This window comes from Mesorhizobium sp. M0239 (genome assembly GCF_040321815.1).
GTDB lineage: Bacteria > Pseudomonadota > Alphaproteobacteria > Rhizobiales > Rhizobiaceae > Mesorhizobium.
Window position 1 is genome coordinate 78,749 of sequence record NZ_JAMYSG010000024.1, and the last position, 25,791, is coordinate 104,539.

Here is a 25,791-nt window from a genome sequence, read left to right on the forward strand (position 1 = left end):
CAAGCGTGAGGTCGTACCTCACCCAGTCGAATCTTTGTGATCTCGCTGCATTTGCCGCGACTGTGTTCAAACGAGCACAGATCGCGGCTTCAGCCGCCGAAGACTACTGGTTTGGAACCTGCGGGGCCGCCGGCGCGGCGGGAGCGGCGCCATTGGTTGCCGGCGGCGTCGACCCGGCGGCAGGCGCCGTGGCCGGCGCGGTCGCCGGAGCCGCGGCATCGTTGCCTGACGGCGGCGTCGGCGTGGTGGTGCCTGCGGGCGCCGGGGTGGTCGTGCCGGGCAATTGGTTGAGCACGCCTTTGCCTGCACCGTCCGATGTCGCCGGCACGCGGTCGAGGATATCGATCGGCTTCTCGCCGTAGCGGGCGACGATCGACAGGGTCAAGGACGTGGCGAAGAAGGCGGCCGCCAGGATCGCCGTCGCACGCGTCAGCGCATTGGCAGCGCCACGCGCGGTCATGAAGCCGGAGCCGCCACCGATGCCGAGGCCGCCGCCTTCGGAGCGCTGCAGCAGCACCACGCCGACAAGGGCGAGCACAACCATGAGATGGATGACGATCAGTACGGTTTCCATAGTTTATCCTGGCAAGGCCTTGCCCGGCCGCGGACACGACCGGTGAATTGGAGGCGGCTCAATACAATGCTTTGACGGCATTTCCAAGCCCGTGGCCGGAATATGGGAAGCAACCCGTCCTTTGCAACGATTTCAGGCACCGGAAGCCCTGTCCGGCGTGGCGAATGTCTTCAAGCAATATTGCGATAGGCCTCGGCAATAGCTAGGAAATCCGCCGCTTTCAGGCTGGCGCCGCCGACCAGCGCCCCGTCGACATTCCTGACGCCGAGCAATTCGACCGCGTTGGAAGGCTTGACCGAGCCGCCATAGAGAATGCGCACCTTGGCCGCAACGCCGCCGAGCTTTTCCGACAGCTTTTCGCGGATATGTGCATGTGCTGCCGCCACATCGCCGGCTGTCGGCGTCAGGCCGGTGCCGATCGCCCATACCGGCTCATAGGCAATGATGGTGTTGGACGGGGTGGCGCTTGGCGGGACCGAACCATCGACCTGCCGCGACAGCACATCCAGCGTCGCGCCCGCTTCACGCTGTTCATGCGTTTCGCCGACGCAAATGATGGCAACAAGCCCGGCACGCCATGCGGCGGATGCCTTGGCCTGGACAGTGGCGTCATCCTCGCCGCGTTGCTCGCGGCATTCGGAATGGCCGACGATGACATGGCTCGCACCGGCATCCCTGAGCATTTCCGCCGAGATGCAGCCGGTGTAGGCGCCGCTCTCCTTGGTATGGCAATCCTCACCGCCGGCATGCACCGGCGTGCGTGACAGGATCTCCGCGGCGTGGGCAAGCAGGGTCGCGGGAACGCAAACCAACGCTTCGGTCTCCGCGTCAAGTCCGCTCATGAAGCCGTTGCCGATCATCCGGAGCTCGTTGAGCGAGGCACTGGTGCCGTTCATTTTCCAGTTGCCGGCGACGAGCGGGCGAATTCCTGGCGTCATGGGTTTGCTTCTCCGGATGATATCGGGGCTCTGGCCCTCACTACCAAAATCAGGCCACAAAGCAATCGACAGTGGGCCGGAAGGGCGCTATTGCGCTTGTTTCAGACTCGGCGCATGCGAAAATGCGCATAAATCGGAAGTAAAAATGCTTGGTATATTGAGAAGCGCGGCAGGCACCTGGGTCGCGAAGGGGCTGTTGGTGCTGCTGGTGCTCAGCTTTTTGGTCTGGGGCGTTTCCGGACGGCTGATGGGTGGTTTGGCCGGCCATGATTCGGTCATTACCGCCGGCGGCACCAAAGTGTCGATCAACGAATACCGTCTCGCCTATGATCGCCAGCTCGCTGTCATGTCGCAGCAGTTCGGCCAGCGTCTCAGCCACGAACAGGCAAAGGCACTCGGTGTCGACAACCAGGTGCTGGCGCAGCTCGTCTCAGGCGCCGTTCTCGACGAACAGGCCCGCAAGCTGGGCCTCGGACTTTCCAAGGACCGGCTGGCCGAGTTGACGCGCGAAGACCCGGCATTCAAGGGCCCGGGCGGCCAGTTCGACCGCAGAACATTCGAATACATGCTGCAGCAGATTGGCATGCGGCCCGAGGACTATCTGAAGAACCGTGCCCAGGTGGCGGTGCGCCAGCAGATCGTCGAGGCTGTCTCGGATGGCCTCAAGGCTCCGGACACTTTCTTCAAGGCTGTTGCACTCTATCGCGGCGAAGACCGCACCATCGACTATTTGACGCTGCCCAAGGCACTGGTCGAGCCGATCGCGGCACCGTCCGATAGCGTGCTCTTGGCCTATTTCGAAGCCAACAAGAAGACATATGCGGCACCCGAATACCGCAAATTCTCCTATGTCCGCCTCGAACCCGTCGACATCATGGACACGACCGCCGTCACCGACAGCCAGGTCAGCGACGACTACAACAAGAACAAGGCGCGTTACACCACGCCGGAACTGCGCACCGTCGAGCAGCTTGTATTCAAGACGCCGGATGCGGCCAAGGCCGCACTCGATTCGCTCAAGGCCGGCGCCACCTTCGACAAGCTGGTCACGGCGGAAGGCAAGACCCCGGCCGACACGCTGCTCGGCACGCTTGCCAAGGACAAGATTGCCGACAAGGCGGTCGCCGGCGCGGCCTTTTCGCTCAATGCCAATGAAGTCAGCCAGGTCGTGCAAGGTGCCTTCGGCCCGGTGCTGCTGCGCGTCACCGAGATCAAGTCCGAGGTGGTGAAGCCGCTGACCGAAGTGTCCGACCAGATCCGCAAGGACCTGGCGTTGGGCGAGGCAAGCCGCATTCTTCTGGACGTGCGCGACAGTTACGATGACACCCGCGCCGCCGGCAGTTCGCTGGCCGACGCCGCGGCCAAGCTGAAGCTGAAGGTCGTCACCATCGACGCCATCGATCGCAGTGGACTGCGGCCAGATGCAAGCATCGTCAAGGACCTGCCGCAATCGCCGGAGCTGATCAAAGCCGTCTTCGACGCCGAACCCGACACGGAAAACGATGCCTTGACCACAGCCGACAACGGCTTCCTCTTCTATGAGGTGGCGTCCATCACGCCGGCTCGCGACCGCACGCTGGATGAGGTTCGTCAGAAAGTCGTGGCCGACTGGACGGCGGCGGAAACAAGCAAGCGGCTCGCCGCCAAGGCTGACGAGCTGGAAAAGCGGCTCAAGGCCGGCGCAACGCTCGATGTCATCGCCAGCGAACTGAAGCTGGAAAAGCAGACCAAGCGCGGTGTCAAGCGCGAGGCCGACGATGTCGATTTCGGCAAGGAAGGCGCCGCAGCAATGTTCGGCGTTGGCGAAGGCGGTACCGGCCTGATCCCCTCGCCCACCGGCGACGGACAGATCCTGTACAAGGTCGCCGAAGTCTTCGAGCCCGCCGGAGCCGATGCCAGCTCGGTGCCGGACGATGCGCAGAAATCCTTCACCTCCGGCATGTCGGATGATCTGCTCGACCAATTGGTGGCACAGTTGCAGACACAGTACGACGTTCGCATCGACCAGGCCGCCGTCGCCCAAGCCTCGACAAGATGAGCGCGCTGAAAACCCATATCGGCAAGATCGCGACCGGTAGCGCGCTTTCCTTTGAGGAAGCGCGCGAGGCCTTCGACATCATCATGTCGGGTGACGCGACCCCCGGCCAGATCGGCGGTTTCCTGATGGCGCTGCGCGTGCGCGGCGAGACGGTGAGCGAGATTTCCGGCGCCGTCGCAACCATGCGGGCCAAGATGCTGCACGTCGACGCGCCCACCGATGCCGTCGACATCGTCGGTACCGGCGGCGACAATTCTCACAGCGTCAACATTTCGACGGCATCGGCCTTCGTCGTTGCCGGCAGCGGCGTGCCGGTTGCCAAACACGGCAATCGCGGCCTGTCGTCGCTGACAGGGGCAGCCGATGTGCTGGTGGCGCTCGGGGTCAAGATCGACATCTCGCCCGATTTCATTAGCCGTTGCATCCACGAGGCAGGCGTTGGCTTCATGTTCGCGCCCGCGCATCATCCTGCGATGAAGCATGTCGGCCCGACCCGCGTCGAACTCGGCACCCGCACCATATTCAACCTGCTCGGGCCGCTCTCCAATCCGGCCGGCGTCAAGCGGCAGCTGGTCGGTGTGTTCCTGCCGGAATGGATCCTGCCGGTTGCCGAGACACTGAAGGCGCTGGGTGCCGAGCATGTCTGGGTCGCCCATGGCGACGGCTATGACGAGATCACCACCACCGGCGAGACGCAGGTCGCCGAACTGATCGGCGGCGAAATCCGCAGCTTCACGCTGACCCCTGAAGCGGTTGGGCTGGCGCGCCATAGCAAGGATGAGTTGCGCGGCGGCGATGCGGACTACAACGCCAAGGCCTTGCGCGATATGCTGGGCGGCGGCGCCGGCGCCTATCGCGACACCGTGCTGATGAACGCCGGTGCCGGACTGGTTGTGGCCGGCAAGGCGACGACGCTTGGCGACGGCATCGCGGCGGCGGCGCAAGCCATCGATAGCGGCCGTGCCCTGCAAGTGCTCGACAGGCTGGTCGAGATTTCGAACGGATAACGGATAGAGCGTGTCTGACATTCTTCGCAAGATCGAGGCCTACAAGCGCGACGAGATCGCGGCGGCAAAGGCACGCGTGCCGTTGGCCGAAATCAAGGTCCGGGCAAAAGATGCCGACGCACCGCGCGGTTTTCTTGCCGCACTGGAAGCGAAGCGCAAATCCGGCGCCTTCGCGCTGATCGCCGAGATCAAGAAAGCGAGCCCCTCCAAGGGTCTGATCCGTGCCGATTTCGATCCACCGGCTCTGGCGCAGGCCTATGCCAAGGGTGGTGCTGCCTGTCTTTCGGTGCTGACCGATGCACCGTCCTTCCAGGGTGCGCCTGAATTTCTCACCCGGGCGCGAGCCGCCGTCGCGCTGCCGGCGCTGCGCAAGGATTTCCTGTTCGATCCGTATCAGGTCTACGAAGCCCGCGCCTGGGGCGCGGATGCCATCCTGATCATCATGGCCAGCGTCGACGACGCCCTGGCGAGCGAGCTCGAGGCGACGGCGTTCGAACTCGGCATGGATGCACTGGTCGAAGTGCATGACGAGGCCGAGACGCAACGCGCGCTAAAATTGTCGTCGCGGCTGATCGGCATCAACAACCGCAATCTGCGCACATTCGAGACCAGCCTCGACACTTCCATGCGGCTGGCGACGATGGTTCCGGCCGACCGCTTGCTGGTCAGCGAGAGCGGTATTTTCTCGCATGACGACTGCCTCAGGCTGCAAAAGAGCGACATCGGCACTTTTCTTGTCGGCGAGAGCCTGATGCGGCAACAGGACGTCACCGCGGCGACGCGCCTGCTGCTGACAGGCAAGGCTTTGGCCGGGGCTATCTGACGATGGTATCAGGTCTTACCCATCTCGGCGCGCAGGGCGAGGCCAACATGGTCGATGTCGGCGACAAGGAAGAAACAACGCGCACGGCGATTGCCGAAGGCTTTGTCGCGATGCAGCCCGAGACGCTGAAGATGATCCTCGCCGGCAACGCCAAGAAGGGCGATGTGCTCGGCACAGCGCGCATCGCCGGTATCATGGCGGCGAAGAAGACGCATGAACTGATCCCGCTCTGCCACCCGCTGCTTTTGACCAAGGTTTCCGTCGACATCGAGCCCGACCATGCTTTGCCGGGCCTGAAGGTCACCGCGCTGGCGCGCGTCACCGGCAAGACGGGTGTCGAGATGGAAGCGCTGACCGCCGCTTCGGTGGCCTGCCTGACCATCTACGACATGGCGAAAGCAGTCGACCGCGCTATGGTCATCACCGGCATCCGCCTGGTCGAAAAGACGGGTGGCAAGTCGGGTGACTACAAGGCGAGCGCCTGATGGCGCTGGTTCCTATCGCGGAGGCGCTTGAACGCCTGCTCGATGGTGCGGCACCTCTAGCCGGCGAAAGCGTTCCTCTGTTCGAGGCGGTAGATCGTGTTCTGGCGGAACCGGTCGTTGCTCTTCGCACCCAGCCGCCTTTCAATGCTTCCGCCATGGACGGCTATGCGGCGCGCGCCGCCGACGTCACGTCGGTCCCATCCAGGCTGTCGGTGATCGGCATGGCGCCGGCTGGACGTGGCTTCGACGGCACGGTCGGCCAGACGCAGGCCGTGCGCATCTTCACCGGCGCGCCGCTGCCCGAAGGCGCCGACACCATCGTCATCCAGGAGAATGTCCGCGACCTCGGCGGCGGCGAAATCGAAGTGACCGAGCCGACGGCGCAATGGCGCAATATCCGCCGCATCGGGCTCGATTTTTCAACAGGCGACATGCTGCTGGAAAAAGGCCGCTTACTCGACCCGGCGGCACTGTCGCTGGCAGCATCGGCCAACCATCCTCGGGTCAGCGTGGTGAAACGGCCGCTGGTCGCCATCGTCGCCACCGGCGACGAATTGCTGCCGCCGGGCAGTGATCTCGGCCCGGATCAGATCATCTCATCGAATGCCTATGGCGTCGCTGCCACCGCACACTCGGTCGGCGCCCGCGCGCTCGATCTCGGCATTGCCGCCGATCGCAAGGAGGCTATCGCTGCCCTGATCAGACAAGCGGTCGCGGCCGGTGCGGATGTCATCGTGACGCTTGGTGGCGCCTCGGTCGGCGATCACGACCTGATCCACGACGTGCTGACCGGCGAAGGCATGACGCTCGGCTTCTGGAAGATCGCCATGCGCCCCGGCAAGCCCCTGATGTTCGGCCGCCTCGGCGACATCAGGTGCATCGGCCTGCCCGGCAATCCGGTGGCAAGCCTGGTCTGCTCGCAGTTGTTCCTGAAGCCGCTGCTGGCGCGGCTCGGCGGCCGCAATCATCGCCAGGACGTTCGCCAAGCGCGATTGGGCGCCGCAATGCCGGCCAATGATTTGCGCCAGGACTATGTCCGAGCCGTGGTCAGGGAAGATGACGGCGTACCGGTGGCGACGCCGTTCGGTATCCAGGATTCCTCGATGCTGAGAATGCTGGCCGACGCCAACGGGCTGATCGTGCGGGCGCCGTTTGCCCCTGCAGCAGCTGCTGGCGAGGCTTGCAGCGTTTTGATGCTGCGCTGAGGAATCCCAGACAAGCCACTCATAACAGACGAGAAAGTGATCCCGGCTCTAGTTCGAGATCAAGCTCTGCGTCAGCGGATGCGCCGGGTCGGCAAGGCCGTCGACAATGCTGTAATGATGCCGGTCGGGCTCGACCACGACGCTGGTGGTGGCGCCGAGGCCGGTCCAGATGTTGGCAAGCAGCGCATTCTGGCGCAGGAATTCGGCGCGCTCGCCGCCACCGGCCCAACAGGTGATGCGGGCGCCATTTATCGGGCGCAGCAGCGCCGGGCTTTCAGCCAGCGCCTCCTCTTCGTCGATTGCCAGTTCCTTGTTCATGCCGGTGCGCATGATCGGACGCAGGTCATGCAAGCCTGAAATCGAAACGACGTGGCGTATGCGCCGCGCCACATCGGCAGCCAACGGCGTGGTTGTCGTCACCATCCGGGTGGCGAGATGGCCGCCGGCCGAATGTCCGGTCAGCATCAGCGGTCCGTCGACCATTGCCGCTGCCTCGCCGATTGCCGCCCCAATCTCCCTGACGATGCCGGCGATGCGTATGTCCGGGCACAGCGTGTAGGACGGCATCGCAACGGCAAAACCGTTGCTGACCGCGCCATTGGCAAGGTGAGACCACAAACTCTTGTCGGTCTCCAGCCAGTAACCGCCATGGATAATCGCCACCAGCCCTTTGGGCGCGGCACTAGGAATGAAAAGATCGAGCCGATTGCGCGGCCCTTCGCCATAGGCGATGTCGAGCCGTGCCCGGCCCTGCGCCGACAGCGCATCACGGAATGCTTGCGCCGGCTTCGCCCATGCGGCCGGCCAGCGATCACTGCCGGCGATATTCGCACCGTTGGCATAGGCATCATCCCAATCGACGATGTGACGTTCGAACATCTGCGCCCTTCCCCAAGACGGCATCGCTACTTGCTAGCAATGGCCACCGCCATGCCATGCGTCAATGCCCTGAGCAAAAACATTTTAGGCTTGAAACAAATTTCGACTGGTGCGATCCTGCCCCAACGAACAGCCGACAATGGGAGGTCTGCTGTGCTGCCCGAACCTGCAGATGTTCACCCTTTCTGGGCGCATCTCAGCAGGTGCGATGGGTAGTACGAAGCTTCCTCAGAGCAGGACCTTAGGATCCACTACATCCGGCCAAGGCGCATCGCGCACTGGTCAGGCAGCAGACGGGAGAGCGGCGACATGCTTGGGCCTTCAGCGCATATCGACACGTTCACGCGCGATCACCTGCCGCCGCCGGAGCAATGGCCTGAAATCCTGCTCGACGGCTTCGACTATCCCGAACGCCTCAACGCCGGTGTCGAACTGACCGACAGGCTGGTCGAAAAAGGTCTCGGCGACCACACCGCCCTGATCGGCAATGGCCGCCGCCGCACCTACAAGGAACTGTCCGACTGGACGAACAGGCTGGCCCACGCGCTGGTCGAGAATTATGGAGTCAAGCCGGGCAACCGGGTGCTGATCCGCTCGGCCAACAACCCCGCCATGGTCGCCTGCTGGCTGGCCGCCACCAAGGTCGGTGCCGTGGTCGTCAACACCATGCCGATGCTGCGCGCCGGCGAACTCGCCAAGATCGTCGACAAGGCCGAGATCACCGTTGCGCTCTGCGACACCAGGCTGATGGACGAGATGACCGTGTGCGCCAAGGACAGCGCATTCCTCAGGCAGGTCATCGGTTTCGACGGCACCGCCAACCATGATGCTGAACTCGATCGTGCCGCTCTCGACAAGCCGGTAACGTTCACCGCAGTTGACACCGGCCGCGACGATGTCGCGCTGCTCGGCTTCACCTCGGGCACGACAGGCGTTCCGAAGGCGACGATGCATTTCCACCGCGACCTGCTGATCATCGCCGACGCCTATGCTCGCGAAATCCTGGAGGTGACGCCGGACGACATCTTCGTCGGCTCGCCGCCGCTGGCCTTCACCTTCGGCCTTGGCGGGCTCGCTATCTTTCCGCTGCGCTTCGGTGCGGCGGCGACGCTTCTGGAGCAGGCGACGCCACCCAACATGATCCACATCATCGAGACCTACAAAGCGACGATCTCCTTCACCGCGCCGACTGCCTACCGCGCCATGCTGAAGGCCATGGATGAAGGTGCCGACCTGTCGTCGCTGCGCGTCGCCGTTTCGGCCGGCGAAACCTTGCCCGCCCCGGTTTTCGAAGAGTGGACGCAAAAGACCGGCAAGCCGATCCTCGACGGCATCGGCGCCACCGAAATGCTGCACATCTTCATCTCCAACCGCTTCGATGACATGAGGCCTGCGTCGACCGGAAAGCCGGTGGGCGGCTATGAGGCGCGCATCGTCGATGACGAGATGCGCGAGGTGCCGCGCGGCACGACCGGCAGGCTGGCGGTGCGCGGCCCGACCGGCTGCCGCTACATGGCCGATGACAGGCAGAAGGAATATGTGCGCGACGGCTGGAACCTCACCGGCGACACCTTCACGCAGGACGAGGACGGCTTCTTCCATTTCGCCGCACGCTCCGACGACATGATCGTCAGCGCCGGCTACAACATCGCCGGTCCCGAGGTCGAGGCGGCGCTGCTGGCGCATCCGGACGTCGCCGAATGCGCGGTGATCGGTGCAGAGGACGCCGAACGCGGCCAGATCGTCGAGGCGCATGTCGTGCTGGTGCAGGGCGTCGCGCCCGACGCCCTCACCACCAAGCGCCTGCAGGACCATGTCAAGGCAACGATCGCGCCCTATAAATATCCGCGATCGGTAAAATTCATCGCCGCTCTGCCCAAGACCCAGACCGGAAAGATCCAGCGCTTCCGGCTGCGCACGGAGAAAATCAATTGAGCCAACCGTACGATCCGGCGTCCGAAGGCGCCCAGATGTCGTTCAAGGAGCGCATGTCCTACAGCGACTACCTGCACCTGGAGAAAGTGCTGGAGGCCCAGACGCCGCTGTCATCGGCGCATGACGAGATGCTGTTCATCATCCAGCATCAGACCTCCGAGCTCTGGATGAAGCTTGCTCTGCACGAGATTGGCGCCGCGATCCGTTCCATCCGCGCCGACCGGCTCGAGCCGAGCTTCAAGATGCTGTCGCGCGTTGCGCGCATCTTCGAGCAGCTGAACAATGCCTGGGACGTGCTGCGGACGATGACGCCCAGCGAATACACCGAGTTCCGCGACGCGCTCGGCCAGTCCTCGGGTTTCCAGTCCTGGCAGTATCGCGCCATCGAGTTCATGGCCGGCAACCGAAACCTGGCAATGCTCGGGCCGCACAAGCATCGGCCCGACCTGAGCGGGAAGCTGGAAGCGATCCTGGCCGAGCCGTCGCTCTATGACGAGGCACTGCTGCTTTTGGCGCGCAACGGATTCGACATCGGTGCCGATGCCAGGCGCACGGACTGGCGTGAGACGCGAACCGAGAATGAAGAGGTGCTGGTCGCCTGGCAGACCATCTACCGCGATCCGCAGCGCTACTGGATGTTCTACGAACTGGCCGAGAAGCTGGTCGACTTCGAGGACTACTTCCGCCGCTGGCGCTTCAACCACGTCACCACGGTGGAGCGCATCATCGGCCTGAAACGCGGCACCGGCGGCACGTCGGGTGCTTCGTATCTGAAGAAAATGCTCGAGGTCGTGCTGTTCCCGGAGCTGTGGACGGTCCGCACCCGGCTCTGACGTCGAAATGAAAACAGGCACAACCGAGGGGACGCGCTGTGGCGGAAAACCCTTCGCGAACAACCGGGGACTGACCGACCATGAGTGGAATTCCTGATCTCGCCGCAGTCGAAGCGATGGATGCCACGGATCCGCTGCGGGCCATGCGCGACCGTTTCATTCTGCCGGAGGGGATGATCTATCTCGACGGCAATTCACTGGGGGCAGCGTATCATGCCGTTTTCAGCGAGCTGCAGCAGGCGGCGACCCAAGAATGGGCCCAGGATCTCATCCGAGCTTGGAACACGGCCGGATGGTTCGAGATGCCAATCGAACTCGGCGACCAGCTCGGACGCCTGATAGGAGCCGCGGCCGGCCAGACCGTTGTCTGCGACACGACATCGACCAACATCTACAAGGTGCTGCACGCGGCGATGGAGATGCGGCCCGGCCGGTCGGCCATCGTCGCCGAAGGTGACAGTTTTCCCACCGACCTGTACATCGCCGAAGGCGTGGCCTCGACCCGGGATGGCGTCCTGCTGCGCCTCGCGGGTGTCGACGCGCCGACCATCGAAGAGCTGATCGACGAAAACGTCGCGGTGGTGCTGGTCAATCACGTCAATTACAAATCGGGTGAACTGCGCGACATGGCGGCGCTGACGCGCAAAGCTCATGCGGCCGGAGCGCTGATCGTCTGGGATCTTTGCCACACCGCCGGCGCCCTGCCCGTCGAGCTCGATCACGCAAATGCCGATTTCGCCATCGGCTGCACCTACAAGTACCTCAACGGCGGTCCGGGCGCACCGGCCTTCATCTATGCCGCGCAGCGCCACCACGGCGATATCAGCCAGCCGCTCAGCGGCTGGTGGGGCCATGCGCGGCCCTTTGCCTTCGAACGGGGTTATGTTGCCGGCACCGGCATCCGCCGCTTTTTGTGCGGCACTCAGCCGATCCTGTCGATGCGGGCGCTCAAAGGCGCGCTTGCCATCTGGAATGACGTCGACATGGCGGCATTGCGAAAGAAGAGTGTCGCGTTGACAGAACTGTTCATCCAGCTCGTCGAAGCCAGGTGCGGCGCCTACGGTCTCACGCTGGAGACCACCCGCGACGCGACCAGGCGCGGCAGCCAGGTGTCGTTCCTTCACGATCACGGCTATCAAATCATGCGGGCGCTGATCGAGCGCGGCGTCATCGGTGATTTTCGTGCGCCATCGACCATCCGTTTCGGCTTCACGCCGCTCTATGTCGGCTACAAGGATGTGTGGCTGGCGGTTGAGGTGCTGGAGGATATTCTGCGCACGGGCGCATGGAAGGACCGCCGTTTCGCGGTCAAGGAAGCCGTTACCTGACGCAACGATCCCCGCGATCCACCGCCGCCGCCCTCACTGCCTGGCAGATGACGGAGGGCTGAATTTCCAGCCACAAATGCCAACAGACGTTGGCGTTTTGGCTCCGTTTCGTTCACGGCAAACGAACGTCCCGAAGATTGATATCGTCCTTTGTGGAGGTCGATAGACTGATAATGCCAAGCCTTGGGTCGAGGATGAGCCACAGGTCATTAACCATAATAATTTCAATGTGAGCAGGCGCATCGCCGTGCCTAGCGCCTGTTGATCGCGACCCGCTGGCAAGCGCCAAATAATTTCAGCAGCCTTAACAAATTCATTAAACTTTAAACGGTTGCAGAACACAACTGGAACAGATAGGGTTTGTTCTGGGTTTGTTTTTCGATTCTGGTTTCAGGTAACCTGGGGGCCGCCATGCTGACGCGCAAGCAACATGAACTGCTGATGTTCATCCATGAACGCCTGAAGGAGAGCGGCATTCCGCCATCCTTCGACGAGATGAAGGAGGCGCTTGACCTTGCCTCCAAATCCGGGATTCATCGGCTGATCACCGCACTTGAGGAGCGCGGCTTTATTCGCCGGTTGCCCAACCGGGCACGCGCGCTGGAAGTGCTGCGATTGCCGGACTCGATCGCGCCCGGTCTCAACGCGGCAAAGAAGTTTTCGCCAAGCGTCATCCAGGGCAGTCTCGGTCAGGGTGGCGCCCTTGGCCGGCAGATCAAGCCGGCGCCTTCGCGGATGCCCTCGCCCGGCAATGATGACGATGCGGTCTCCGCCGTGTCGATCCCGGTCATGGGCCGTATCGCCGCCGGTGTGCCGATCGATGCCATCCAGCATCAGACGCATTCGATCTCGGTGCCGCCGGATATGATCATGGGCGGCGCCCACTATGCGCTGGAGGTCAAGGGTGACTCGATGATCGAGGCCGGCATCTTCGATGGCGACACCGTCATAATCCGCAACGCCGACACCGCCCAGCCAGGCGAGATCATCGTGGCGCTGGTCGACGAAGAGGAAGCGACGCTGAAGCGGTTCCGCCGCAAGGGCGCCTCGATTGCCCTCGAAGCCGCCAATCCAGCCTACGAGACACGGATTTTCGGCCCGGACAGGGTCAAGGTGCAAGGCAAGCTCGTCGGCCTGATCCGCCGCTACTGAGCCGGCTGCGGGTTGGCCGCTGGCTTCTCCGGTTTCTTGAAGGGTGCCAGCCCCCTTGCCTCACGAGAGTATTTGCGTTGCGTGTGCCAGGGCCGATATGGGCTGTCCACCGCGAAGCTGATCGTCGCCGGCGTGGTCGCCGATTGGCGATCGAAGAAGACCGCGGCACTGCCTTTGCGAGCCAGTTGCCGCTTGGTGATGACGAGAACCAGCGGATTGTGACAGGCGTCATACGCGGTGGCGTCATTGATGACGATCAGCTCGGCGAAGCCGCAGGCTTTCCAGGTGTCCTTGCGGTCCTCGACATAGGCAATGATCGCACCGGACATGTGCCTGGCCACGCAAACGCCTGAGGAGCAATAGAACGGCGATCCCAGCGGCAGATCAACGGCATCCGCGACATCGAATTGCCCATAGCTGTTGTCGAACACCTCTGGCACGACGATGGTTTCTGATGTCAGGGCGCGTTTCCAGTTGTCGACGGTGAATTCGTTCGGCCGTTCCCGGCTGACGGCAAGCTCGCCGCCACCGATCGGCAACGCCACCAGCCGGGCGTCTTCCGAGATCAGCACATCCGGCGTGCGCGTATCCGAGACGGTCAGCAAGCCTGCCAGCGCGAATGGCAGGGCAGCGAGCCGCAGCCAAGTTGTCGCCATCGTCGCGATGACCAAAGCAATTGCCACCAACAGGACCGACTGTTGCGAAATCAGCCCGACCCCGTCGACAGGCGAACGCTCGGAGATCCAGCCGGATATGGCGATCATCATCGTCAGGCCCTTACCCATCAGGTAGAGAGCCGGCCAATCCAATCCGAAAGGCATCAGCAGCGCGCTGGCGACGGCCAGGAACATGACGACGGTGACGATCGGCATAACCGCGAGGTTGGCAAACAGGCTAAGCGGCGAGACACGCTGAAAATGCCAGATGGCAAACAGCGTCGTGGCGCTTCCGGCGATGATCGAGGTCATGGCAAGGCCGGTTGCCGCCAGCAGGAATTTTCGCGTCAGGAAACCTGGCATGGATCGCTTTGGCGGCGGCGGTCTAGCTTTTCCCGCGCGGTGATCGGCCCAGCCGGCATAGGCGCCGACCAGAGCCGCGGTCGCGGCGAACGACATCTGAAAACTCGGGCCGACCACCTCATGCGGCGACACCACGATGACGGCGATCGCCGAGATCGCCAGATTGCGCATGGTGAGTGCTGCTCGATCGAACAGCACGGCAATCAGCATCACCGCCAGCATGATGAAGCTGCGCTCGGCGGCAACGACGACTCCCGAGATGATGAGATAGGCCGCGATCGAGAACAGTGCGGCGGCGGCGGCATACTTCTTGACCGGGCGACGCGCGGAAAAGTCGGGAAACAAGGCGAAGGCGCCGCGCAGCAAACCCATGATGGTGCCTGCGACCAGAGCCATGTGCAGTCCCGAAATGGAGATGATGTGGTAGATGCCGGTACGTCGCATCGCCTCATTGATGTCATCGGGAATGCCGGCGCGCACGCCGACGATCAGCGCCGCGGCGATCTCGCCTTCGGCGCCGCCGACGCTCGCCCTGATATGGTCGGCGATGCCTTCACGGGCATTTTCCACGCTAGAGGAAATTCGGGCCGGCAGCGGCATGTCGCCGTCATCGTTGACGACAAGCTTTGGATTGCCGAGAAAGAACCCGCTGCCGCCGATGCCGGCAAAGTAGCTGTCGAAGGAGAAGTCATAGCTGTCCGGCCGCACCGGCCCGGTCGGCGGCAAGAGCTTGGCATATCCGGTGATGAGGGAGCCGGCGGTCACGTCAGCCGGGATCTTGCGTGCCGAAAGCCGCACCCGTTCCGGCGCATAGCGCAGTTTCGGTCTTGCGGTCGATGTCACGTCGATGGTCAGCCGGATACGGCCGGTTTCCATCCGGTCGAGCGAGACGACGCGGCCGGTGACTTGCGTCGAAATTTCCGAGCCCAACATTTGTGTGCCCGCACGCCACGTCTCGACCTTGGCAGCAAGCAGTCCTAGGGCGCACAAAAGTGCCGCCATGAAACACAGATGGGTCTTTGGCCATGAGCGCGAGACCAGCGCACAGATCCCCGTCAGAATGACAACCGCGACAGGTCTCGCAAAGTCGGGTTCAGCCGTCAGCGAAAAATAGCCGATCGCTCCGATCGCCAGGCAGACCGGCACCAGCAGGAAGGCCACGCCCCGGTCGAGTTCCAGGCTCGCCGCCGTGTTCACGCTGTGGTGCAGGCGAGGCAGTGATGTCAGGCTGATTTGCCGGCGCACGCGAACGATCCTGCCGGTCTCGGCAACAGGAACAGAGGCGGCGACATCCGCTTGTAACGGCGCTTGGCCGGGATCCGGCAGGAGGGGCGACGGCAATGGCAGAGGCGCAAAGAGGGACCGTTCGCTGACGCCGATGGCAGCGTCCTCGCCCTGATCCGAGCCCCAGCCTCGTCCAGCCATCGGGTCTGCCCCTTGCGCCCTCGACACCCTATGCTACATGAACGCCGGGCGCGCGAAAGTCCGCGCAACCGCACCCGCTTCAGATGGTTTCCGAGAGTTCCATGTCCGACAAGGTCGTCACCCGTTTTGCCCCCTCGCCCACCGGCTATCTGCACATAGGCGGCGCGCGCACGGCGCTGTTCAACTGGCTGTATGCAAAGCACACTGGCGGCACGATGCTGCTGCGCATCGAAGACACCGACCGTGAACGCTCCAATGAAGCCGCGACGGCTGCCATCCTCGACGGGCTTTCCTGGCTTGGCCTGAGCTGGGACGGCGAGCCGGTGTCACAGTTCGAGCGTGCGCCGCGCCACCGCGAGGTGGCCGAGGAGCTCGTGCGCATGGGCATGGCCTATTATTGCTATGCCACGCCAGCCGAACTGGAGGCCATGCGCGAGGCTGCCAGAGCCAAGGGGCTGCCGCCCCGCTATGACGGCCGCTGGCGCGACCGCGACCCCTCTGAGGCGCCCGCAGGCGTCAAGGGCGCCATCCGCATCAAGGCGCCGACCGAAGGCGAGACCATCGTCCATGACCGTGTCCAGGGCGAGGTGCGCTTTCCCAACAAGGATCTCGATGACTTCATCATCCTGCGTTCTGACGGCAATCCCACTTACATGCATGCCGTCGTCGTCGATGATCATGATATGGGCGTCACCCATATCATTCGCGGCGACGATCATCTGACCAATGCCGCTCGCCAGACCGTGATCTACAACGCCATGGGCTGGGACGTGCCGTCCATGTCGCATATCCCCCTGATCCACGGCGCCGATGGCGCCAAGCTGTCGAAGCGGCACGGCGCGCTTGGCGTCGAGGCCTATCGCGCCATGGGCTACCTGCCGGAGGCGCTGCTCAACTACCTGGCGCGCCTTGGCTGGAGCCATGGCGACGACGAGATCATGTCGATCAAGGATATGATCTCGTGGTTCGACATCGGCGATGTCAACAAGGGCGCGGCGCGCTTCGACTTCGCCAAACTGGAAGCGATCAACGGCGCGCATATGCGCAGCATGAGCGATGCCGAGCTGTTCGACATCTTCATCGCCACCCTGCCCTATCTCGAAGGTGGCCCGGCGATCGCAGCACGCCTGAACGACAGCACCAAGGCGCAGTTGCTGGCAGCGCTTCCGGGCCTGAAGGAGCGCGCCAAGACGCTGGTCGAGCTCGTCGACGGCGCGGCCTTCCTGTTTGCCACGCGACCTCTGCCGATCGACGACAAGGCGGCCCTTCTGCTCACCGACGATGCCCGCAAGATCCTGCGCAGTGCTCACGAAGCTTTGAACGGGCTTGCGAGTGACTGGACAGCCGCCTCGGCGGAGGCGGCGATCCGTGAGGTGGCTGCGGCCGGCAGTCACAAACTCGGCGCGGTGGCCCAGCCTTTGCGCGCCGCTTTGACCGGCAAAAGCACCTCGCCGGGCGTGTTCGATGTGCTCGCCGTGCTCGGCCGCGAGGAAAGCCTGGCGCGCATCTCAGATCAAATCGATTAGGAGCAAACTGGCCCAAGAAGATTGGCATTGAAAGGCGGGTTTCGCAGTGCAACATTAGGCCTTGGCCCAATCTGGCACGCACCTCCTGAAATGCGGTGGCGAATACGCGCATTGCGGTGATTTTCGACGTGTCGCTCTGCAGAATTTTGCCTTTGCCGGCATGAGGAAACAAGAAGGAGTTTGCAATGACCGAAGCTGCGAAAAAAATGGATTTGGGCGGCAAGACCCAGGAGGCCACGGCAACGCTTGCATTCGCCGGCAAGACCCATGAATTCAAGGTGCGAAGTGGTTCGGTCGGGCCTGATGTCATCGATATCGCCTCGCTCTACTCAACCACCGGCGCCTTCACTTACGATCCCGGCTTCACCTCGACGGCAAGCTGCGAGTCCGAAATCACCTTCATCGACGGCGACGCCGGCATCCTGTTGCACCGCGGCTATCCGATCGACCAGTTGGCCGAACATGGCGATTTCCTCGAGGTCTGCTATCTCCTGCTCTACGGTGAATTGCCGACCAAGGCGCAGAAGGACGACTTCGACTATCGCGTGACGCGCCACACCATGGTGCATGAGCAGATGTCGCGCTTTTTCACCGGCTTCCGCCGCGACGCGCATCCGATGGCGGTGATGTGCGGCGTGGTCGGCGCGCTGTCGGCCTTCTACCACGACTCCACCGACATCTCCGACCCCTACCAGCGCATGGTTGCCTCCATGCGGCTGATCGCCAAGATGCCGACAATCGCGGCGATGGCCTACAAATACCACATCGGCCAGCCCTTCATTTACCCGAAGAACGAGCTGAACTTTGCCGCCAACTTCCTGCACATGTGCTTTGCCGTGCCGTGCGAGGAATACAAGATCAACCCGGTGCTGGCGCGCGCCATGGAGCGCATCTTCATTCTGCACGCCGACCACGAGCAGAACGCCTCGACCTCGACCGTTCGTCTCGCCGGCTCGTCGGGCGCCAACCCGTTTGCGTGCATCGCAGCCGGCATAGCCTGCCTGTGGGGCCCCGCGCATGGCGGCGCCAATGAAGCGGCGCTCAACATGCTTGGCGAGATCGGCCATGTCGATCACATCCCCGAATTCATCGCCCGCGCCAAGGACAAGGACGACCCGTTCCGCTTGATGGGCTTTGGCCACCGCGTCTACAAGAACTACGATCCGCGCGCCAAGATCATGCAGAAGACGGCACATGAGGTTCTGGGCGAACTCGGCATCAAGGACGATCCGCTGCTCGACATCGCCATGGAGCTGGAAAAGATCGCGCTGACCGATTCCTATTTCATCGAGAAGAAGCTCTACCCGAATGTCGACTTCTATTCCGGCATCACGCTGAAGGCGCTGGGCTTCCCCACCACCATGTTCACCGTGCTGTTCGCGGTCGCCCGCACCGTCGGCTGGATCGCCCAGTGGAAAGAGATGATCGAGGATCCGCGCCAGAAGATCGGCCGCCCGCGTCAGCTCTATACCGGTGCGCCCGAGCGTGACTACGTGCCGATCGCCAAGCGGTGAATTGGGAGTAGGGATTGGGCATTAGGCAGTAGGCACGGTCAACTTCCCTACTCCCTACTGACTATTCCCTCTCTTGATATACCGCATCACCACCTGCGCGGCGATCTCGCCGGACGGTCTAACCGTCGCCATACGCCGCGTGATCTCTGCAAATCCATTCTTCTGCCAGGCGCGCATGCCGCTGTCGGCGAACAGGGCTTCCAATTGCCGGGCCAGATTGTTCGGCTTGATGTAGCCGTCGTAGAATTCCGGAATAAGCGCTCGATCCGATATCAGATTGGGCAGCAGCGCCGACCAGACGGAAACGAGGTACGGCGCCAAGACGCGCGCGACCGGGTCGAGCCTGTAGCAGGAAATCATCGGCACGCCGGCCAGCGCCAGTTCCAGCGATACCGTCCCGGACGCTATCAGCGCCGCATCGGCTTTGCCGAAAGCCTGCCATTTGCGCTGGGGATCGACGATGATCTCAGGCTTTTCATCCCAGCGGTTGACGAAGGATTTGACGAGGTCGGCGACATGCGGAACGGTCGGCAGCAGCAGCCGTAGGCGGTGGCCACGCGCACGCAGAATCGACACCGTCTCGCCGAACGGGTCGAGCAGCCGCCGTACCTCGCCACGCCGCGAACCGGGCAGGACGAGCAGGGTCTTGACGCGATCAGGAGAAAGGTCGCGCGGCAGCTCCTGCGCCTTGGCTGCGGCCAGCAAGCCCGCATCGTGGGTCAGGCGATGCCCGACATAAGTGCCCGGTGGCCCGCCGAGCCGATCGAGCTCCTTGACCTCGAAAGGCAGGATGCAGAGGATGTGGTCGACATAGGGCTTCATCGCCACCGCCCTGCCCGGCCGCCACGCCCATACGCTCGGGCAGACATAGTGGATGATCGGAATCGACGGGTTGGCCGCACGCACCTTTTTGGCGACGCGCAACGAAAAGTCCGGACTGTCGATGGTGACAAGGCAGTCCGGCTTTTCGTCGGCAACGGTCTTGGCCAGTTGGCTGATCCGCCGTATCAGGCGCGGCAGGTCGCGCAGGACGGCACTGAACCCCATGAGGGCGATCTCACCGGCATCGAATGGCGAGACCAGTCCCAGCGCCTGCAAATGACGGCCGCCGAGGCCGACGAGTTGCACCTCGCGCCCGGCCGCCTGCCTGAGCGAGCGTACTATGTCGGCGCCGAGCAGGTCGCCGGACTCCTCTCCGGCAACGATCGCGATCTTCAATACCCTGTCAGCCATTACGCGGCTCCGTGGCGACAGGCAGGCCAAGGACGAACAGGCCGAGTGCATTGGCGCGTGCGATGGTTTCAGGACCTTCGAGGATCAGCGAGCGTCCCGCCTCGACGGCAATGCCGGCGAGCCCGGCCGCGTGCGCTGCCTCGACCGTCTGCGGACCGATGGATGGAAGATCGGCGCGCAGTTCCTGACCAGGCTTGGCGCACTTGACGAGGACGCCGCGGGTCTTGCCCGCAATACGGCCGTGGCCGCGCAGCAGCTTCGCACGATCAAGCAGGCCGGCTGTTCCTTCGATGCCTTCCAGCGCGATTGCCCGGCCGCCAACGGCGATCGCCGCCTGGCCGACATCCAGCGCCCCGATGGCCTTTGCTGCCGCAAGGCCCGCCTCAATATCGCGCCAGTCCAATTTTCGCGGTTCGGTCTTGGTCAGCACGCCTTCGGCGGCGACAAGATTCGGCACTACTTCGTGGGCGCCAACGACCTTTATTCCACGCGCTTCGAGGCCCCGTGCCAAGATCTTTAGAAGACCATCATCGCCACGCGCGAGCGCCATGACGACCAAAGGAATCACCGCGAGCAGGCTGAGACTGGGGCGCAGCGCAAGCAATCGCGGCCGGCGCTTGATCTCGCCTGCAAGCACCAGATGGGTGATCCGGTGCCGCCGCAGCAATGGGACGAGCGAGCCTATACCTTCCAGAGCGAGGTTTTCGTGATCGTATCGGGAGAGTTCCGCGATGCGGTCGACTTCGCCTTCCATCAGGATGACGAAGGGCGGATAACCTTGTTCAGCCGAACCGGCCGCGACTTCGACCGGCAGACTGCCGCCGCCGGCAATGATGCCGACCCTGGAGCCCGGCGGAAGATCAAGACGCGCTGCCGCTGTCTCAGTCTTCGTCATCGACATCGTCGCCATCGCCGCCCTTGAGCGACGGCACAGCATAGTGCCGCTTGCCGCGACTGGTGATGAAATCGATGATCTTCATGGCGGTCGGCGACGACGCGAACTCCGCCTTGGCGAATTCGATGTTCTCGCCAACGGTGCGGGAACGATCGAAGATCATCCTGTAAGCCTTGCGCAGCACAAGGATTTCGGACCTCGGCAGACCGGAACGCTTGAGGCCGATGATGTTGAGACCGCGCAGGCTGGCGCGGTTGCCGACCGCGATGGCAAAGGGAATGACATCGCCGACGATCGCCGAGCAGCCGCCCAGAAAGGCGTTGTCGCCGATGCGAACAAACTGATGCACAGCGGTCAGGCCGCCGATATAGACATTGTTGCCGACCTCGCAGTGGCCGCCCAGCGTTGCGCCATTGGCGAACGTCGCATTGTTGCCGACGACGCAATCATGGGCGATATGTGCGTAGGCAAGGAAATTGCCATTGTCGCCGACCGTGGTCTCGCCGCGGCTGGAATCGGTGCCGAGATGCATGGTCACGCCTTCGCGGATCGTGCAGTTCTTGCCGATGACCAGGGTGGTGCGGCCGCCCTTGTGCTTGGTGTTTTGCGGCGGTGCGCCCAATGTCGCCATCGGATAGACCTTGGTCGAGGCGCCGATCGACGTCGCGCCCATCACCGAGACATGACTGACCAGTTCGACGTCGTCGCCGATCACCACATCGGCACCGACATGGCAGAACGGTCCGATGCGCACACCTTGGCCGATTTGAGCGCCTTCCTCCACAACGGAGGAAGCATGGATGGATGTTTTGATTTTCATAAGCACTCGATCGTCAGTCGCTGGTGACCATCATGGCTGAAATCTCGGCCTCGGCCGCCTTGGCGCCGTCGACCATGGCTTCACAAGCGAATTTGAGCAGATTGCCGCGTTTCTTGATTTTCTTGACATAGATCTTCAACTGGTCGCCGGGAACGACCGGTTTGCGGAATTTGGCGTTGTCGATGGTCAGGAAATAGACCAGCGACGGCTTTTCGGTGCCCAGGCTGCGGATACAGATGGCGCCGGCCGTCTGCGCCATCGCCTCGACGATGAGCACACCCGGCATGACCGGCTGCTCAGGGAAATGGCCCTGAAAATGCGGCTCGTTTATGGTCACGTTCTTGATGCCGATGCCGGATTCGTCGCCATCGATGTCGACGATACGATCGATCATCAGGAACGGATAGCGGTGCGGCAGGAGCTTCATCAGCCCCATGATGTCGACCGCTTCCAGCGTCGTCGACGCGATCATGTCAGCCATTGCCTCCCTCGCCCTGTTTGCGGGTCCTGGCGAGCTTGCGCAGCATGGCTATCTCCCGCATGGCTTCCGCCATCGGCTGTGCCGGATAGCCGCCCCAGATCTCGCCTGCAGGGACATTGCTCATAAATCCACTTCTGGCGGCAAGCTTGGCCCCTGTCCCTATGGTCAGGTGATCCGCAAGCCCGACGCCGCCGCCCATGGTGACATTGTCACCCACCACCACGGAACCCGAAATACCCGAAAGCCCGGCTATTATGCAATTGCGGCCGATGCGGACGTTATGGGCGATCTGCACGAGATTGTCGATCTTGGTGCCCTGGCCGATGACCGTATCGGACATGGCGCCGCGATCGACGGTGGTGTTGGAGCCGATCTCGACGTCGTCCTGGATAACGACACGGCCGATCTGCGGCACGCGTTCGGGACCCTTGGCCCCTCCAACGAACCCAAAACCATCTTGGCCTATCCTGGCACCGCCATGAATGATGACGCGATTGCCGATCAAGGCATACTGGACGCTCGCGCCTGGACCGACATAGCCGTCGCGGCCGATCTGGCAGGATTGTCCGATGACCGCATTTGGGGCGATGACGGTACCGCTGCCGATCGAAGCGCCTGGCCCGATGACCGCGCCGGCCTCGATGACGGCACCGGCTTCGACATGCGCGGTCGCATCGACATGAGCGTGCGGCGAGACGCCGGTTTCACTGGTCATCGGCCCTGGTGTCGCCGCCCTCGGAAACAGCAGACGCCCGACAAACGCGAAGGCCTGTTGCGGACGCGGATGAACCAGAACGGCAACGCCGGCCGGCGCCTTGCCGGCAAATTCCGCCGGGCACAGGACCGCGGCTGCCCGCAGCGACGGCATCAGCGCGGAATTGCGCTTGCCGTCGACAAAGACGAGCGCATTCTCGCCGCCCTCGCTGGCCGGCGCGAGTGCTTCGATCGAAATATCTGAGTGGCCGGAATCGACGAGCACCGAGCCGGTCAGATTCGCGACTTCGCCCGCCGTATACCGGCGTGATGGCGCGAAGAACACCGGATCGGTCATTCCAGAAGCTATATCCAGCTAGGTCGGAACATTTCTCCCGGACCCTGAAGACCCGGGAGCATCGTTGGCCGCCGATCAGAAGCGGGTCGATATGCCGAAGTTGAATTCCTGCACGTCGTCGCGCGCTTCCTTCTTGACCGGGATCGCATAGTCGATACGGATCGGACCGAACGGCGACGCCCACATCAGGCCGAGGCCGACCGAGGCACGCAACTTCATCCCGACCGAGTCCTGGGTGACGCCAGCGGTGTCGACCTTGCTTCCATAGAGCGTTGCCGCATCCGCGAAGACAGCGCCACGCAAGCCGAAGCTTTCCGGCACGACCGGCAACGGAAACTGAGCTTCTGCGGACGCATTGAAATAGGTCGTGCCGCCGAGATGGTCGCCCGTAGCAGTATCGACAGGACCGATGCCGCCATAGGCGAAGCCACGGATCATGCGATCGGTGCTCTGGAACTGATCGAAAATCCGCAGACCATCGCTGCCGTATCCTTCAACATGGCCAGCGCCACCTGAAACGAGCCCGACCAGATCATACTGCTCCGACAGCGTCTGGTAGATGCTGCCGCGTCCCGTGACCTTCACGAACTTGGCATCACCGCCGAGGCCTGCGACTTCTACCGTCGTGGTGGCGTAGATACCCTCGTGCGGGCTCTTCATATCGTCGATGGTGTTGTAGACCAGCCCGAGGCTGACCGACGACTTGATCCAAGGGCTTTGTTCGATGCCATCCAGGATAGCCGTGGAAACGTCACACTTCGCCGGATCGTAAACGCCGCCGGTCACGCAATCGTCTTCCAGCTTATACTTTTCTTGCGAGATGTTGTACGCCAACTGGGTCGAGATGCTGTCGGTGATCGGCAGACCGAAGCGCACCGTCGCGCCCACAGTGTCGCTTTCGTAGTTGTCGTATTCCCTGGTCTGCTTGAAGATGTCGAAACCGGCAGCGATGCGCCGTCCGAGGAAATAAGGCTCGGTGAAGGACAGGCTGTAGTCGCGTGAATTCTTGCCGCCGCCCGCCGACAGCTTGATGAACTGGCCACGACCGAGGAAGTTGCGCTCGGTCACCGAGCCTTCGACCGACGGACCGGCCGTGTCGCCACCGGTCGAATAACCAGCGCCTACCGAGAACTCGCCGGTCGATTTCTCGACCACATCGACCACCAGAACGACCTGGTCAGGCTGCGAGCCCGGCACGGTCGAGATGTCGACTTTCTCAAAGTAATTCAAGTTTTCCAAACGCTTCTTCGCGCGCTGGATGAGCACCTGGTTGAAGGCGTCGCCTTCGCTGACGTCGAACTCACGGCGAATGACATAGTCACGCGTGCGATCGTTGCCGCGGATCTCGATGCGCTCGATATAGGCCTTGGTGCCCTGGTCGATCGTATAGACCACCGAAATGGTGTGGTTCTCGAAATTGCGGTCGCCGCGCGGCGTGACCTGCGCGAAGGCATAGCCGGAACCGGCCACCTTCTCGGTCAGCGCGATGATGGAATCCTCGACGTTCTTGGCGTTGTAGACGTCACCCTTATGGGTCTCGATCACCGATTCCAGCGACTTGCCGTCGACTTCAGGGATCGAGCTCTCGACGCTGACATCACCGAACGTGTAGCGGTCGCCTTCCTGGACGGTGATGGTCACCGTGTACTTGTTCGTCGCGCTGTCGAGTTCACCGACTGCGGACACGACCTGGAAGTCGGCATACCCATGATTGTAGTAAAAACGGCGCAGCAGCTCCTGGTCGGCGCGCAGCTTGTCGTCGTCATAGACGTCGTCGCGCAGGATGAACGAAACCCAGGACGAACGCTTGGTGTTGATGATATCCGACAGGCGGCGGCTGGAATAGGCGCTATTGCCAACGAAATTGATCGCCGCGATCTGCGTGCGATCGCCTTCAGCGATGTTGAAGACAACATTCACGCGATTGTCGCCAAGCTGCATGACCTGCGTGGTCACGGTTACATCGTCGCGACCAATGCGCCTGTATGCAGCCTTGACCGATTCCACGTCGGCATCGAGCGTCGCCTGCGAGAACGTTCCGCGCGGCTTCAGCTGCACGGCCGCCGCAAGCGCATTGTCCTTGAGCTTCTTGTTGTTCTGGAACAGCACCTGGTTGACAACCTGGTACTCGGCAACCTTGACCACCAGCGTCGAGCCGACCTGGTTGATCTGCACGTCCGAAAACAGGCCTGTGCCGAAGAGCGCCTTGACCGCACCGTCGATATCGGAACTGGAGAAAGCCTTGCCCGGCTTGATGGTGATGTAATTGCGGATGGTCTCAGCGTCGATACGCTGATTGCCGCTCACTTCGACTCTGCTGACGACAGCGGCTTCAGCCGCCGATGTGGCAACGAACTGCACTGCGAGCGCGCCTGGCACGACCATGGCCGCGGACAGGGTCACCGCGGACGCGGCGCTTAGAAACTTGGATGCTGCCTTCATCGGGCTTAATAACCTTTTCTCGTAGTCCCCACGGCGAGAAAACCGGACGTGCGGTAATTTCCCCTACCGTATTAACCGGATTTTCCCTACACGCAAGGCTTCTGGTTAATTTGTATTTACTTAACCCTGCGGCGTGGCTTTCGCGTCACTCATATCCCCTTGCATGGTAAACGGCGTCTCAACATCGT

General features: G+C 62.7%; 21 protein-coding genes. 11 read left to right on the forward strand and 10 right to left on the reverse strand.

Translation table 11 applies throughout. The annotated features are described in order from the left end of the window. Positions 1-103: 103 nt before the first annotated feature. A complete protein-coding gene (gene secG, locus NKI99_RS23905) occupies positions 104-574 on the reverse strand; it encodes a preprotein translocase subunit SecG (RefSeq protein WP_128303636.1) in 471 nt (156 codons plus the stop codon). Between the two features lie 170 nt (positions 575-744). Continuing rightward, on the reverse strand, positions 745-1,512 hold the full coding sequence (tpiA, locus tag NKI99_RS23910) for a triose-phosphate isomerase (RefSeq protein WP_352612269.1): 768 nt from the start codon (positions 1,510-1,512) through the stop codon (positions 745-747). A 145-nt stretch (positions 1,513-1,657) separates the two neighbouring features. Between tpiA and NKI99_RS23915 the strand changes: the two genes are divergently transcribed. From NKI99_RS23915 to NKI99_RS23935, 5 genes are read left to right on the forward strand one after another with little or no spacing between them, the layout of a single operon-like run. Next, positions 1,658-3,550: a SurA N-terminal domain-containing protein gene (locus tag NKI99_RS23915; protein ID WP_352612270.1), complete on the forward strand. Its 1,893-nt coding sequence runs from the start codon at positions 1,658-1,660 to the stop codon at positions 3,548-3,550. Further along, positions 3,547-4,557 (forward strand): anthranilate phosphoribosyltransferase, encoded by a 1,011-nt coding sequence (trpD, locus tag NKI99_RS23920; protein ID WP_352612272.1) that lies wholly within the window; start codon positions 3,547-3,549, stop codon positions 4,555-4,557. Before NKI99_RS23915 ends, trpD begins: the two co-directional genes overlap by 4 nt. Before the next feature lie 10 nt (positions 4,558-4,567). Then, positions 4,568-5,380 (forward strand): indole-3-glycerol phosphate synthase TrpC, encoded by an 813-nt coding sequence (trpC, locus tag NKI99_RS23925; protein WP_352612274.1) that lies wholly within the window; start codon positions 4,568-4,570, stop codon positions 5,378-5,380. 2 nt (positions 5,381-5,382) lie between these two features. Further along, positions 5,383-5,865 (forward strand): cyclic pyranopterin monophosphate synthase MoaC, encoded by a 483-nt coding sequence (gene moaC / locus NKI99_RS23930; protein ID WP_023812913.1) that lies wholly within the window; start codon positions 5,383-5,385, stop codon positions 5,863-5,865. Further along, a complete protein-coding gene (locus NKI99_RS23935; protein WP_023812914.1) occupies positions 5,865-7,070 on the forward strand; it encodes a molybdopterin molybdotransferase MoeA in 1,206 nt (401 codons plus the stop codon). Before moaC ends, NKI99_RS23935 begins: the two co-directional genes overlap by 1 nt. Before the next feature lie 48 nt (positions 7,071-7,118). Here NKI99_RS23935 and NKI99_RS23940 read toward each other — a convergent pair whose 3' ends face one another. Next, a complete protein-coding gene (locus NKI99_RS23940; protein WP_023812915.1) occupies positions 7,119-7,949 on the reverse strand; it encodes a hormone-sensitive lipase in 831 nt (276 codons plus the stop codon). Positions 7,950-8,258: 309 nt separating this feature from the next. Between NKI99_RS23940 and NKI99_RS23945 the strand changes: the two genes are divergently transcribed. From NKI99_RS23945 to lexA, 4 genes are all read left to right on the forward strand, one after another. Further along, on the forward strand, positions 8,259-9,884 hold the full coding sequence (locus NKI99_RS23945; protein WP_352612276.1) for an AMP-binding protein: 1,626 nt from the start codon (positions 8,259-8,261) through the stop codon (positions 9,882-9,884). Then, the gene (kynA, locus tag NKI99_RS23950; RefSeq protein WP_031213580.1) at positions 9,881-10,717 is read left to right on the forward strand and encodes a tryptophan 2,3-dioxygenase; all 837 of its coding nucleotides are present in this window, start codon (positions 9,881-9,883) and stop codon (positions 10,715-10,717) included. The genes NKI99_RS23945 and kynA overlap by 4 nt, the downstream gene beginning before the upstream one ends. Before the next feature lie 80 nt (positions 10,718-10,797). Continuing rightward, positions 10,798-12,045, forward strand: coding sequence for a kynureninase (gene kynU / locus NKI99_RS23955; protein WP_352612277.1), 1,248 nt, complete (start codon positions 10,798-10,800; stop codon positions 12,043-12,045). 411 nt (positions 12,046-12,456) lie between these two features. Continuing rightward, complete coding sequence (gene lexA, locus NKI99_RS23960) at positions 12,457-13,197, forward strand: transcriptional repressor LexA (RefSeq protein WP_128303628.1); 741 nt, start codon at positions 12,457-12,459, stop codon at positions 13,195-13,197. Here the strand turns inward: lexA and NKI99_RS23965 are convergent. Beyond that, on the reverse strand, positions 13,191-15,641 hold the full coding sequence (locus NKI99_RS23965) for a ComEC/Rec2 family competence protein (RefSeq protein ID WP_352612279.1): 2,451 nt from the start codon (positions 15,639-15,641) through the stop codon (positions 13,191-13,193). The two genes, lexA and NKI99_RS23965, sit on opposite strands and share 7 nt — an antisense overlap. Before the next feature lie 101 nt (positions 15,642-15,742). Here NKI99_RS23965 and gltX point away from each other — a divergent pair, with 101 nt between their 5' ends. Beyond that, positions 15,743-17,167: a glutamate--tRNA ligase gene (gene gltX, locus NKI99_RS23970; protein ID WP_352612281.1), complete on the forward strand. Its 1,425-nt coding sequence runs from the start codon at positions 15,743-15,745 to the stop codon at positions 17,165-17,167. 185 nt (positions 17,168-17,352) lie between these two features. Then, a complete protein-coding gene (gene gltA / locus NKI99_RS23975; RefSeq protein ID WP_027036654.1) occupies positions 17,353-18,681 on the forward strand; it encodes a citrate synthase in 1,329 nt (442 codons plus the stop codon). A gap of 54 nt (positions 18,682-18,735) precedes the next feature. Here gltA and lpxB read toward each other — a convergent pair whose 3' ends face one another. The 6 genes from lpxB to bamA all read right to left on the reverse strand — a co-directional run bounded on the left by lpxB (position 18,736) and on the right by bamA (position 25,603). After that, positions 18,736-19,914, reverse strand: coding sequence for a lipid-A-disaccharide synthase (gene lpxB, locus NKI99_RS23980; protein ID WP_352612282.1), 1,179 nt, complete (start codon positions 19,912-19,914; stop codon positions 18,736-18,738). Next, entirely contained in the window at positions 19,907-20,824 is a 918-nt protein-coding gene (locus NKI99_RS23985) for an LpxI family protein (RefSeq protein ID WP_023812924.1), read from the reverse strand. Before NKI99_RS23985 ends, lpxB begins: the two co-directional genes overlap by 8 nt. Further along, positions 20,796-21,629: an acyl-ACP--UDP-N-acetylglucosamine O-acyltransferase gene (gene lpxA, locus NKI99_RS23990; RefSeq protein ID WP_023812925.1), complete on the reverse strand. Its 834-nt coding sequence runs from the start codon at positions 21,627-21,629 to the stop codon at positions 20,796-20,798. The genes NKI99_RS23985 and lpxA overlap by 29 nt, the downstream gene beginning before the upstream one ends. A 13-nt stretch (positions 21,630-21,642) precedes the next feature. Then, positions 21,643-22,110, reverse strand: coding sequence for a 3-hydroxyacyl-ACP dehydratase FabZ (gene fabZ / locus NKI99_RS23995; RefSeq protein WP_352612284.1), 468 nt, complete (start codon positions 22,108-22,110; stop codon positions 21,643-21,645). Further along, positions 22,103-23,161 (reverse strand): UDP-3-O-(3-hydroxymyristoyl)glucosamine N-acyltransferase, encoded by a 1,059-nt coding sequence (gene lpxD, locus NKI99_RS24000; RefSeq protein ID WP_128303621.1) that lies wholly within the window; start codon positions 23,159-23,161, stop codon positions 22,103-22,105. The genes fabZ and lpxD overlap by 8 nt, the downstream gene beginning before the upstream one ends. Before the next feature lie 75 nt (positions 23,162-23,236). After that, positions 23,237-25,603 carry an outer membrane protein assembly factor BamA gene (gene bamA, locus NKI99_RS24005; RefSeq protein WP_352554841.1) on the reverse strand — a complete coding sequence of 789 codons (2,367 nt, stop codon included), beginning with the start codon at positions 25,601-25,603 and terminating at the stop codon, positions 23,237-23,239. Between the last annotated feature and the right edge of the window lie 188 nt (positions 25,604-25,791).